We start from the raw sequence: 12,778 nt of genomic DNA on the forward strand, positions 1-12,778 counted from the left end.
TTCCTTAAATTTTAATACTCATACCATCAGCAAGAGAGTAGAAATACGCGCGAGTTGCGGGAATTAACCCAACAATAAAGCCTGCAACCATTATCGCAGCTAAAAGCATGAGTTCATAGGATGACAATAAGGCTATATTTAGGCTTATTCCGGCATGGCTTTGCAAGTAATCTGCGCCGAGTAGCATTAAAGCATAGAATAATGCGATACCAACAATGCAGCCAAGCCCTGTAATGAGTAATGATTCGACACTGATCAAGGTGAAAATATGCCAAGGTCTTGCGCCAACAGAGCGTAAAATTGCAAGTTCTCTGCGGCGTTGATTTAAGCTTGAAAGCAGGCTAGTTAACATGCCAAGCAAACTGATCAGTACCACAACAATAGAAAATAACAGCAAGATTTTTTCAACGATAGAGAGCATTTCCCATAGTTCACGCAAAGTAACCCCCGGCATGATGGCAAGCAGAGCCTCATCTTTGTATTGGTTGATATTACGACGTACTTGTAAGGTATAAAGTGGTGAATCGAAACCAAGTAAAAAAGCAGTTATTTGTTTTGGTGTGCCAACTAAATCAACATCATCATGCTGGTCGTGGTCGTGGTCGTGGTCGTGGTCATTTGCATCAGCCTGAGCGGCTTCATGCTGATGAGCATGACCACCATGAATCGCCTCAATTGCTGCAAGTGGAATATGCAGGGTTTTATCAACAGGCGTGCCCGTTGGATTTAAAATACCGACCACTTTAAATGGGTTATCGTCATGATTATGAAAGCTGGTATTGCCCATGCCGTGCGCAATCACCACTTCATCGCCTAGCTGATAGCCTAAGCTGCTGGCAACCTCTGCACCTAAAACAACCTCAAATAAGTGATTAAATTCATGACCTTGTGAAAAACTTAACGACTGCTTTTTAGCAAAACGATAGTGCTCAAAATAGTCTTTATTAGTACCAAGTACAGCTAAACCTTTATGGCTGTCGCCAAGTGACATAGGAATAGCCCATTTCACACCTCGTTGCCCAGAGATGTATTGGTAACTTTTCCAACTCACACCATTGTTAGCATGACCAATTCGAAATACCGAAGACAGCAGCAACTGGATATCACCGGTACGCGCACCGACAATTAAATCAGTGCCAGAAATTGTATTGCTAAAGCTACTCTTAGCATCAACTCGAACCCGCTCAATCGACATCAATAACATTACGCTGATAGCAATGGTAAATAGGGTGAGTAGGGCGCTGGCCTTTCGGTTTAATAAACTTTTTGTGGCGAGTTTAATGAGTAGCATCTGTGCCTCCTTGTAACTCAACAAGGCTGATACTGCGGGTAAATAGCGTTTGTAATGTTTCATCATGGCTAACAAAAATTAGCGTGCTATTTGCTGCGCTTGCCTGCTCAAATAACAATTTTACGAATGCTTGGCGATTTTGTGTGTCGAGTGCTGAGGTAGGTTCATCTGCAATAATAATTTCAGGGCTGCCAATAAAGGCTCGCGCAGCGGCAACTCTTTGTTGCTGGCCAATACTCAGCTGTGCAACGGCTTGATGTTGCAAATTATCATTTAGCCCTAAAGCGCTCAGTAAGCGGCTTGCTTCAGCGGCTATTGTTGCACTATTTTTTAATGCGTTTTTTTGCCTTTGCTTTGAAAATTGGCAACCCAAAGTCACGTTTTCAATGGGCGATAAATAGGGTAGTAAATTAAAGTTTTGAAAAATATAGCCAATATGGTCGGCACGAAAACGGTCACGTTTAGTATTACTAAGTTGGTTAATCGCTTTACCAAGCAGCTCGATATTGCCCTGTGTTGGCACTGTGACGCCAGCAAGCAATGATAATAACGTTGATTTACCACAACCACTCGGACCGTGAAGAAAAACATGTTCGCCTTGATCAATATCTAGCTTAGTAATATTGATCGTCGGCTCGGATTGTTTTGCGTGCCATTTAAAAAGCACATTTTCAAGCGTGATCATAACGACCTATGAATTGTTACCATCGCCAGTAATTTAATTTTCTACGCATTTTAAAATTACGAATAAAATTACGTGGTTTCGGCTTAAGTGCAGGATTGCTCAATAGTAATTCATTGCTAGCAGCAAGTACACGTTGACTCGATAAGCCGTCTTGATATGGATGCAGTTGCTGGCAGAAGTGCTCAATTTTCGCCATTAATTCAGCAGGCTGTGTGAAGGCATAATCAATCGCTTCAGTTAGTTTATCGACATCTGTGACATCAATAAGGTGCTCGCCGGGAGCTTGATTGCAGAAAGTTACGACAGGCTTTCTTTGTAAGATAAACATAAGCAAAATAGATGAGGTATCACACAGCATGACATCAGCAGCTTGTAAGAGTGGTAATACATTATCTGTCTCGACAAAAGTTAGATTGTCGTTTTGTAGAGCCTTGTATCGTTCAACAAGCTCACTTGGCATTTTCGGGTGAAATTGCACCAAAATTCGCCATTTACCTTGCTCACTGTACGCTTTTACTTGTTCGTATAATTTAGGTGCAAGAGACAGGCGTTTTGAAAAAGTCGAACAAATTAAGAGTGTTTTTCTGTTGTCGTCTGGGTTTTTATACGGATTGTTTTCAATCTCACTAAAAAAAGGGTCGAGTGTTGGCCAGCCGGTTTCTTTTACTTGAAAAAAGCCATGCTTTTTAGCTAAAGCTTGGAAAGGTGCAGTAGTATTTGGACCTTGCGTACAGTACAAATCAAAACAACCTCTGATTTTAAAGTGGTCATTTTGGCCTTTACTGTTTAACTTTCCTGCATCAAAGCCATGGAATACACCAACTTTAACGCCAGGTATAAAAGTGGGAATACTATTAGAAGGTGCAAAAAGTACATCGGGTTGCCAATCGTGTATAGCCTCGACGCTATCTAAGGTTTGCTCGGTTTCATCAAGAAAATCACGATTTACAGTTTTTCCATGTAAAAACCATTTAACTTCACCACCACGAGCTAAAATCTCCCGTTGCAATGGGCGTAAGATCGCATACGAATAGTTCTGCGAAATAAACATTAAATATTTTTTTTCTGCGGTAGCTGCTAAGTAATCCAAGAAAACCTCCTATTTCGAGGGCACTAGTATAGCGAAATAATGTTTATGACAGCAAAATTACTGAAAGTTTAAATTTTTATGGTTTTTATTACATCCGCAGGCTGATGATGATAGTGCAATGATTGAGCTTTCAAAGCGTCTAGATTATTATAGGCGGCCATAACCCCAATCCCATACATGTGCTCACAAGAGCATGCCAAATACTATCGGAGATAGCATGACTAGCTATAAAGTTTTAGACGTAAACGATGATTTACCGATCCGTACTAAAGGTGCGGTACACAGTGGTAAAGTGCGTTCAGTTTATTGGTTAACTGATGAAGACAGCGCTCGTTTAATTAATGACAAAGGTTATCAAGTTCCAAAAGGAACTGAGCTAGCTATTATGGTTATTTCTGACCGTATTTCTGCGTTTGATTGTATTTGGCAAGGTGAAAACGGTTTAAATGGTGTTCCTGGTAAAGGCATTGCGCTAAACTCTGTGGCATCTCATTGGTTTAAGTTATTTGATAAAGCAGGCCTTGCTGGTAACCATATTGTTGATATTCCACACCCTTATGTATGGATTGTGCGTAAAGCAAGTACTGTAAAAGTTGAAGCCATTGCTCGCCAATATATTACTGGCAGTATGTGGCGTGATTATGCGAAAGGCACGCGTAATTTCTGTGGTATTGACTTACCAGAGGGACTAGCTGCGAACCAAAAGCTAGATGAAGTGTTAATTACGCCATCAACGAAAGGCATTATCACCGGTGTTGCTGATATTCCTGAAGTAGATGATGTGAACATTACCCGTGAAAACATCACCAATAACTTATCTGTTTTTAACTTCAAGTCTGAAGACGATGTCGCTAAATATGAGCAACTACTTGTTGAAGGCTTTAAGCTGATCAGTGATGAACTTGCACAGCTTGACCAAATCTTTGTCGATACTAAATTTGAATTTGGTTATGTTGAAGACATTGATGGTTCAGATAAGCTTATCTACATTGATGAAGTAGGTACACCAGACTCATCACGTATCTGGGATGGCCCAGCTTACCGTGACGGTAAAATCATTGAAAACTCAAAAGAGGGTTTCCGCCAATTATTAATTAATAACGTGCCAGACAGCGATGTGTTATTAAATAAAGACCGCATGGACGAGCGTGAGCAGCTTGCTAAAGACTACACCTTGCCAGAATCAGTGATGCTTGAAGTGTCTGATACTTACGTTGGCATTGCGAGTAAAATCATTGGTCAAGAAATTACTATTCCAAGCGACCCACGTAGTGAAGTAATCGCTATTTTAGATAAAGAATACGGCTTAATTAAGCACAATTAATTGCTATTTTTTAACTTAGATATGCTCTAAGTCAATATTATTAAAGCCAAGTTGGTTTTCTACTAAAACTGCTTGGCTTTTTTCTTGCTTTTCATACCCTCTCTCATTAACTTAAGCTAAGATTAATCTATACTTATTAGCAAACTAGGCTAAGCAAGGTTCAATTATGACGTTTTTTGCGCACTGTGCTCGCACGGTATGTTCTTTTGTAGTTCTGTGCAGCGCAGCAACTGCATTCGCTGCTGATATTTCATTTACCGTTCGTGATCAATTTGGTAAGCCTTTGGCTGATGCTGTAATCGAATTAGAAAATAATGCGAACTTACCGAGCACGCAATTACCCGTTGCTGTGATGGATCAGGTAAATAAGCAGTTTTCACCTAATGTATTGGTGATACAGCAAGGGCAGTCTGTTGATTTTCCTAATAGCGATAATATCCGCCATCATGTTTATTCTTTTTCAAGTGCTAAACCTTTTAATATTAAGCTTTACGCTGACCGTCCAGAAAAACCAGAGTTGTTTGATAACACCGGGGTTGTAGTCTTAGGCTGTAATATTCACGACTCTATGGTGGGTTATATCTATGTCGCAAATAGCGCTAATACACTAAAAACAGCAGAGGATGGCAAAGTACAATTAAAAGGTATTACTGTTCCAACTAGTATAACGATTTGGCACCCAAACCAAGCAAGTGAAATCAATAAAAAATTATCAGTCACTGTAACTGAGCAAGTCGCTGATATTACAATTAATACGAATGAACCTGCACCGCGTAATACGTTTGGTGAGATGTTTAAGGCAGATAATGATTCATAGTTTAAGAGGGCGGATCATAGCCTTATGCGTAAGCCTGGTTTTATTAACTAGTTTAGTCAGTTTAGCGAGCTCTTGGTGGTCTACAAACCGCTTTAATGATCAAAAGTTGCGTGAGGATATTAATGTCGCTGAAAATGTTTTTAAGCAATATTTAAGCGCTAAAGAAAGCCTGTTATTAACGGCTGCAAAGGTGCTGACCGCAGATTTTGGCTTTAAACAAGCGGTCGCAACTCAAGACGCCGATACCATTAGTAGTGTATTGAATAACCACAGTCGTCGAATAAATGCTGATTTGATGTTGCTTGTGGATTTATCAGGGCAATTGGTTTCAGCAAATACTGAATTTAATCATATGCCAGATGAGTTTTCTGCATTGATGAATGAGTTACTCATTGATGCTGAACAATCAAATTTCATTGTACTTGATCAAACCCTTTACCAAGTTATTTTATTGCCTGTGCGCGCACCGCGAACTGTTGCCTACAGTTTAGTGGGGTTCGAGATTAACGACCTTGTTGCTGCAGAGCTTAAAAACCTCACCACAATGGATGTGAGTTTTATTGGTGAAGATGATGGTGTGGTAGAAACATCGCTGTCCAAGCAACCACAAAGCACTTCTGTATTAGCGCATTTTAATAACGAGACAACGCAGCGCATATTTGGTGAAAAGCCAGTTTATAGAAACCGCCTGGTTGAACTACCATCTTTGCCCGGACACCTAGTTTCTGTGCTATTAAGTGCTGATTTAACCCAGAGTTATCGTGAGTTTGAACAGCTGTTTTTTACCATTATTGTGCTTGCTGCTATTACGGTTGTGATAGGCGTATTGACCAGTGGAATTTTAGCTAAAAACCTCACGACACCGCTTTCAAAGCTTACTTTACTTGCTCAGCAATTTGCCCGTGGCAACTATAAAGCTGAATTTGTAGGTAAAAAGCAAAGTAGCGAAATCACCACTTTAATTGATGCCTTTAACAACATGGGTAACGACATCAAAGAGCGTGAACAGCAAATAAGTTTTCAAGCTAGCCATGATTCATTAACCGGCTTTTATACCCGTTCTGCTATGTTAGAAAATATGGAAAACTTGTTTGCCGAAGGGGCCGAGTACACACTGGTTGCTATAGATATCCGAGGTCTTCGTCATATCAATGATAAATTAGGCCCGCGTATTGGTGATGATTGTTTAAAAGCGGTTGCTGAGCGTATTGGTGAATACTCTGCCCATTACCAAGGGGTGAATGCTCGAATAGGTGGTGATGAGTTTTTAGCCTTATTGCCAGCAGACGAAGCGAAACAGTTTAAAGATTCAGTAATGAAGCTTGTGGCTCAGCTACAAGCAGGTTATTTGATTCAAGGTTTGAATATTACCTTACGTTTTAGTGTTGGGGTAGTGCATTGCCTTTCACAAAATGTCAGCCCTGAGGACTTAATGCGTCGCTCGTTAATTGCTGTTGATACCGCATCTTGCGAGCATAAAACTATTCATTATTATCAAGAAGGTGAAGACGAAGAGCATCTTGAGCGCCTTGCAATAATTGATGAACTTAAGCAAGCCCTTGTTGATGATGACGGTCAGCTGTTCATGACCTATCAACCTAAATTAAATATTAAAACTAATAGCATTGATAAAGTTGAGTCGTTAATCCGCTGGCAGCGCAAAGATGGTCAGTGGGTTTCACCAGAGCTGTTTATTGATTTAGCAGAGCAATCGGGGGTGATTGTTGAGTTAACTTCTTGGGTTGTTAAAACCGTAGTGTCTCAAGTTGCTGCATGGCAACAGCAAGGTATTACTATGCAGGCTGCAATTAATGTTTCTGCGCAAGATATTGCATACCCAAGCTTTTACTCACACCTTGCTAAACAGTTAGAAAAACATGCTGTTAATGGGCGCTTGATCACAATTGAGCTTACAGAACGCGATATGATTGAGAACGAAGAGCAAGGTATTAAGGCGCTAGAAAACCTCAAAACCTTGGGGGTTAAAATCTCGTTGGATGACTATGGTGTAGGGCAAACATCGCTTGGGCGTTTAAAGTCATTACCGATTGATGAGCTAAAACTTGATAAGTGTTTTATTTTGCAATTAGATCAGTCACGTCAAGATCAATACATAGTGCAATCTACGGTGACTCTAGGTCATCAGTTGGGCTTTTCGGTTGTTGCTGAAGGGGTTGAGAACAAAAATTCACTGGATATTTTAGTGCAAAATAAATGCGATTATGCACAAGGGTATTATTTAAGTAGGCCACTAAAATCAGAGCAGTTTTTGCAGTGGTTAGAGGTGTACAATGAAGCGTCTTAATTGGTTATTTGGGTTAACTTGCCTTGCGTTTGCAAGTTCAGGATTAGCTGCATCGGGTAAATTACTAGCAACGCCTGGTGTCTCACAAGTTGAAGGTAGTGCGGGTGGTGGTATTGTCCCTTGGGCGCAGCTTGCAGGCTATGCTAGTGATGATGAAATAGCAATAAATGGTTTTTGCAGCCGCGCTGATGTGAGTGATTACCGCTTAGATGTTTGTGGCGCGCAGCTAAATATTTATGATCGCGTTGAATTTAGTTACGCAGAGCAACGCTTTGAAGTTCCCGCATTAAATACCGATATTGAGCAATCAATTACAGGGGCAAAAGTACGCTTATACGGCGATATCGTTTACAGTAAATGGCCGCAATTGAGCTTGGGTGTACAACATAAATCACTGGATGACGGCAGTATCGCAAACTTACTCGGCGCCAAAGATACCAGCGGTACAGATGTATACCTTGCTGCTAGTAAATTACATTTGGGCGCGCTTGCTGGGTATAACTGGTTTTGGAACACCACCTTTCGTTATAGCGATGCTAATCAGCTTGGCTTGTTAGGCTTTGGCGGCCCTGATAGCGATAAAGAATTGTTATTTGAAGCATCGACAGCTGTGTTTTTAACCCACCAAATAGCCGTTGGTGTTGAGTATCGTGAAAAGTCCAATAACCTAGGCTTAGGGGAGCAAGATTGGCAGGATGTGTTTGTTGCTTGGTTTCCTAATAAATATGTTAGCGTGACTGCTGCTTGGTTAGACTTAGGAAGTATTGCTGGGGCTAAGGATCAAACAGGTTGGTATCTTTCTGTAACAGGGTATTGGTAATGATGAAAACACTTTTTACATTTGTATTTGCCGTTATGTTAGTTGGTTGTGCAAGTAGCAACAATAGCACCTTGTATCAGCAAATTAATGGTGAACAAGGAGTTGAAAAACTGGTTGATAGTTTTATCAATCAAATAGGCCGTGACGAACAAATTTTAGCTTATTTTAAACAAACGAATGTCGCCCATTTTCGACAAGGCTTTATTACTCATTTGTGTAGCGTCACCGACGGTCCTTGTGAATACAAAGGCGATAATATGGTTGATATCCACACCGGAATGAACATCCCTGAAAAAGACTTTAACCGTGTGGTAGAGCTTTTGATTAATGCTATGGACGAACAACAGATCCCGCAAACGGTACAAAATAAAATCCTTAGTCGCTTAGCACCACTTCGCCCTGAGGTAATTGATATTTAGCTAGAACAAACTTGGAATGTAAGCTGAAAGAATAAAGTAATTTATGTACAATAGCTTTTTTAAAAGTTTTTTGTTCTATTACTGTCATCTCACAAAAAAATAATAAAGATTGTTTAGCTTTTATGAATATAATTTTCGATACCCAAAGTCTCTACTACTTACCGCAATATATTCCGGTATATAAAAAACTACTTAGTAAAGGTATAACTAGTAGGTTTGTTTTTTATCGCAATAGCCATGAACAAACAATCCAGCAAATCATAGATGACAATGAACTTGAGCATATTTGGGTTGATAATCAAAAGCAAGCTATAGAATATTACGAAAATGAGCGAGCAGATTGGGTGTTTTTTGCAAACTCATTCGAGTTTTTAGACCGTTTACACAAAGTGTCTAAAAGCGCTCAGTTAGGGCATGGCATTGGGCCTAAATCTAGTTATTACACCAAATCATCACAAGCCATGACAGTCAGGTTTGTTGAGGGGCAATATCGCCTTAAGCGTTTACAAAATATGTATCCAGATGATTGTTTTGTTGATGTGGGGTTTTGTAAACTTGACGATATTTTTAATCAAGTGCCTCTTGATGGTGCTTTAGATTTAACGAAATTTGATAAAAGTAAAAAGACTATTCTCTATGCTCCTACATTCTACCCAAGTAGTATCGAGCGCTTTCCAAAAAACTGGCCAGAGCAATTTTCTGAATTTAACATTCTGATCAAACCTCACTATTTCTCAATATGTAAAAGCCGCTATCAAAAGCAACGTGATTTATTAGAGCATTGGTCAAACTACGATAATGTTTATCTTGCTCGGGTTGAGGACTATTCACTATTACCATTTTTAGATCAGGCTGACTTACTTATAAGTGATGCATCTTCCGCTCTTTTTGAATTTGCTTTACTTAATAAACCTGTAATTTGGTGCGATTTCTTGAAGTTGCGTTGGAGCTACAGAGGTGTTTTCTCTTTTCGTTTTAAACGTCGTATGGATCAAGACTACGGTGAATATGCCAATATTGCAGTACATGCAAAAAATTACAAAGACTTACACAAACTTGTTATCGAGCAACTCGAAAACCCTGAGTCTTTGGCTGAGACAAGGCTTGAATTAGCGGAAAAGCTAGCAGGTAAACTTGATGGCAAAGCAAGTGAACGAATCGTCAATTACTTAGTCGAAAACAATTAAGTTATTAAGAGTACACACTGGAAAAATTAATGAAGAAGATAGGTTACACGACAGGTGTTTTTGATTTATTTCATATAGGTCATTTAAACATTTTAAAACGAGCAAAATTAGAATGTGATTACTTAATTGTTGGTGTAACTACCGATGAACTTTGTCGTAATGTAAAAAATAAAGAGCCCGTCATTCCTTTTCAAGAGCGAATGGAAATTGTTGAAGCCGTTAAATTTGTGGATGAAGTTGTGCCGCAGGTTAATTACGACAAAGAAGAAGCCTGGAATAATTTGAAATTTGATAAAATGTTTGTAGGTGATGATTGGAAAGGAACTGAAAAGTGGAACAAAATTGAAGCAGATTTTGCAAAACTTAATGTTGAGATTTGCTACTTTTCTTACACATCTCACACATCAAGCACAAAACTGCGTGAAGTGCTTGATAAGATCAGTAAAAGCTAATGAAGAACATCGTCTCGCCAGAGTGGCTTAACGAGCACTTAAACCAGGATAACTTGGTTATCTTCGATGCAGGAATGGTGCGCCCTGGTTTACCGGGTGAGTATGCACCTAAGGCTATGCTTCCTAATGCACAGCGTTTTGATTTCAAAAAGACGCTAGCAGATAACAGTAATCCTGTACCAAGTATGATGTGCAGTACCGAGCAGTTTACAGAGCATATGCAGCTTGCTGGGGTTAACCAAGACTCTCTGGTTGTGATTTATGAAGACCAAGGCTTATTCAGTTCAGCGCGAGCGTGGTGGATGTTTAAAGCCATGGGTTTTGATAATGTAAAAGTTTTAAGCGGTGGTTTGACTAAGTGGCTAGCACTTGGCTTTGCAACACAAGCAAGCTATTCAGCTGCTACTGGTCAAGGCAACTTTGTTGCCAGCCCGCGTGTTGATTACTTTATTAGTGCTGAGCAAGTACTTAACTCACTTGATGAACACAGCACACTAACACTCGATGCTCGTCCTTATGAGCGCTTTACCGGTGAACATGCTGAGCCGCGCGAAGGTATGCGCAGTGGTCATATTCCAAATAGTCGTAGTTTATCACTTGCAACAGTGCTTAATAACGGTGAGCTTAAACCCCTTAGCGAGTTACAGGCATTATTTGAACAACACATAGCGCCGCATCATACCCAGCTGCAGTTTAGCTGTGGTTCAGGTGTAACCGCTTGCGCAATTGCATTGTGTGCCGATGAATGCGGTTACGCTAACTTACGTGTTTACGATGGCTCATGGAGTGAGTGGGGCGCTCGTCACGACCTACCTATTGAAACAGGTCCGCATCAATAAAATCAGCGTAATTTTGCCAGCTGCCGATACTGTTTTTATTCAGTGGCTGGCGAATTTGCTTTTTACTCGCCGTGGCTGATGCTGCATTGTTTTTATAAAAAGTGAGGCAGTTTTCCTGCCAGCTTAAATCGCAAAAAGCATAGAGCTTCTGAGTTTGTTGGGTAGGCTCTGCCACCAATTGCTCATAGCTTTGCAAAAAAACGTTTTCAGGATACTTGTTAGCAAAATGGCTGACTAATGCCGAGTAATCTTGATGGAACGAGGCAATATCTTCAAGTGTAAAACTGTAGTGATGAAACACACTTTGCGGGCTATACATCTGCCTAAAATTGGCAATGCTGCAATCTTGCCAGCCCCGCTGCATACAAACGATTTTAGCATTAGGAAAAGCCGCTAAAATAAAATCAATATAGTAAAAGTTAAATGGCTGTTTATCACAACTTCTTAGGCCGTCACTTAGCAGATCGGCTCTTTGTTGATAGCTAGCCAGTGCTGTTTTTATTGCTTCATATTCATTTGCCTTATCGAGCATTGCGCTGTCTATTACACGAGCTGATTGTGTGGCGTGTTGTATGAGTTGCGCAATATCATTTAATTCCCCAACCCCTTGCAGTTGTGTACATTGATTAAGGATTTTTTCAACTAAGGTTGTGCCAGAGCGGGGCATGCCAACAACAAAAACTGGCGAGAACTCAGAGTCACTACTTGCAGGTGCTTGTTGTTTGCTTTGGGCAATGAGTTTTTGACAAAAGTGGTGGTGTTGGCTTGCTTGATAGTTAAGTTTACCGGCTATCGCTTGCTTACTTAGTGCAAAGTATTTAAATGCATTTTTGTAGTCATTAAGGTGCTCATAATTAAGAGCAAGACTATGAAAATACACTTGCTGTTCAACAATGCTTTTTTCTTTATCCGCCAAGGCTTGTAGTTTTTGGATATGTTGCTCTGCATCTATAACAGTATTGAGTTCAGCCTGCGAATAGTGGGCTTGATAAAAGCTAGGTTGCTTTGTGGTTAGTTGCTGTAGCAAGCTTTTAGCTTCATCGAACAGTCCGTGAATTTTATAACACACCGCCAAATTATAGCTAATTTGTGGGTTATCTTTATTGCGCTGGTAGGCTGCTTGTTGAAAGCTAAGGGCGTCGTCATAATGCCCTAAACGGGTCGCAATGTTGGCTAATGTATCAAAGTCTGCGCCACTAAAGTCAGCTGTTTGTAATGCGCTTTGATAATGCACAGCTGCATTACTTACTTTGCCTAACAGTACGTATAACTTGGCAAGTGCTAAATGATAAACTGCAAAAGGGGCTAGGCTTAGCGCTTTTTCAAGGAGCTTAATCGCTTTGGTGATATCGCCAGCTGCGGTGTTGACTTCGCTAAGTAAAAAGTAACAAACGTGCTCTTCAGGATTTTGTTTTAGCCGTTGCACAAGTAAGTGATGTGCATCGGTTAGTTGTTTGTTGCTTAACAACTGTTGGATATGAGCGCGAAGCGCTTGTTGGGTATCATTTAGCATAAGCGCATATTATATCAATTAATTATTTTTAGGTAT

The 12,778-nt window shown here is 40.2% G+C and carries 12 protein-coding genes; 8 read left to right on the top strand and 4 right to left on the bottom strand.

The annotated features are described in order from the left end of the window. Nucleotides 1-4: 4 nt before the first annotated feature. Genes MTF66_RS20440 through MTF66_RS20450 form a run of 3 tightly spaced genes read right to left on the bottom strand, consistent with a single transcriptional unit; the run spans nucleotide 5 to nucleotide 3,066 of the window. The gene (locus MTF66_RS20440) at nucleotides 5-1,291 is read right to left on the bottom strand and encodes an FtsX-like permease family protein (RefSeq protein ID WP_248528326.1); all 1,287 of its coding nucleotides are present in this window, start codon (nucleotides 1,289-1,291) and stop codon (nucleotides 5-7) included. Continuing rightward, nucleotides 1,278-1,976: an ABC transporter ATP-binding protein gene (locus tag MTF66_RS20445; RefSeq protein WP_248528328.1), complete on the bottom strand. Its 699-nt coding sequence runs from the start codon at nucleotides 1,974-1,976 to the stop codon at nucleotides 1,278-1,280. The genes MTF66_RS20440 and MTF66_RS20445 overlap by 14 nt, the downstream gene beginning before the upstream one ends. Before the next feature lie 16 nt (nucleotides 1,977-1,992). Then, nucleotides 1,993-3,066 carry a CDP-glycerol glycerophosphotransferase family protein gene (locus MTF66_RS20450; protein ID WP_248528330.1) on the bottom strand — a complete coding sequence of 358 codons (1,074 nt, stop codon included), beginning with the start codon at nucleotides 3,064-3,066 and terminating at the stop codon, nucleotides 1,993-1,995. A 217-nt stretch (nucleotides 3,067-3,283) separates the two neighbouring features. Between MTF66_RS20450 and MTF66_RS20455 the strand changes: the two genes are divergently transcribed. The 8 genes from MTF66_RS20455 (at nucleotide 3,284) to MTF66_RS20490 (ending at nucleotide 11,229) form a co-directional block, all read left to right on the top strand. Further along, nucleotides 3,284-4,390: a phosphoribosylaminoimidazolesuccinocarboxamide synthase gene (locus MTF66_RS20455; protein WP_248528333.1), complete on the top strand. Its 1,107-nt coding sequence runs from the start codon at nucleotides 3,284-3,286 to the stop codon at nucleotides 4,388-4,390. Between the two features lie 166 nt (nucleotides 4,391-4,556). After that, entirely contained in the window at nucleotides 4,557-5,207 is a 651-nt protein-coding gene (locus tag MTF66_RS20460) for a methylamine utilization protein (protein WP_054561014.1), read from the top strand. Next, on the top strand, nucleotides 5,197-7,512 hold the full coding sequence (locus MTF66_RS20465; protein ID WP_248528335.1) for an EAL domain-containing protein: 2,316 nt from the start codon (nucleotides 5,197-5,199) through the stop codon (nucleotides 7,510-7,512). The genes MTF66_RS20460 and MTF66_RS20465 overlap by 11 nt, the downstream gene beginning before the upstream one ends. After that, the gene (locus tag MTF66_RS20470; RefSeq protein WP_054561012.1) at nucleotides 7,499-8,332 is read left to right on the top strand and encodes a DUF3034 family protein; all 834 of its coding nucleotides are present in this window, start codon (nucleotides 7,499-7,501) and stop codon (nucleotides 8,330-8,332) included. The genes MTF66_RS20465 and MTF66_RS20470 overlap by 14 nt, the downstream gene beginning before the upstream one ends. Next, a complete protein-coding gene (locus MTF66_RS20475) occupies nucleotides 8,332-8,751 on the top strand; it encodes a group 1 truncated hemoglobin (RefSeq protein WP_105180163.1) in 420 nt (139 codons plus the stop codon). Before MTF66_RS20470 ends, MTF66_RS20475 begins: the two co-directional genes overlap by 1 nt. Before the next feature lie 122 nt (nucleotides 8,752-8,873). Then, nucleotides 8,874-9,938, top strand: a complete 1,065-nt coding sequence (locus MTF66_RS20480) for a CDP-glycerol glycerophosphotransferase family protein (RefSeq protein ID WP_248528338.1) — start codon at nucleotides 8,874-8,876, stop codon at nucleotides 9,936-9,938. A gap of 29 nt (nucleotides 9,939-9,967) precedes the next feature. Next, complete coding sequence (locus tag MTF66_RS20485; protein ID WP_058585869.1) at nucleotides 9,968-10,390, top strand: adenylyltransferase/cytidyltransferase family protein; 423 nt, start codon at nucleotides 9,968-9,970, stop codon at nucleotides 10,388-10,390. Then, entirely contained in the window at nucleotides 10,390-11,229 is an 840-nt protein-coding gene (locus MTF66_RS20490) for a sulfurtransferase (RefSeq protein WP_248528340.1), read from the top strand. The genes MTF66_RS20485 and MTF66_RS20490 overlap by 1 nt, the downstream gene beginning before the upstream one ends. On the opposite strand, the gene MTF66_RS20495 is transcribed toward MTF66_RS20490, so the two are convergent. Continuing rightward, a complete protein-coding gene (locus MTF66_RS20495) occupies nucleotides 11,204-12,742 on the bottom strand; it encodes a sulfotransferase (protein ID WP_248528342.1) in 1,539 nt (512 codons plus the stop codon). The genes MTF66_RS20490 and MTF66_RS20495 overlap by 26 nt on opposite strands. Nucleotides 12,743-12,778 lie beyond the last annotated feature (36 nt).

This window comes from Pseudoalteromonas sp. 2CM39R (genome assembly GCF_023161845.1).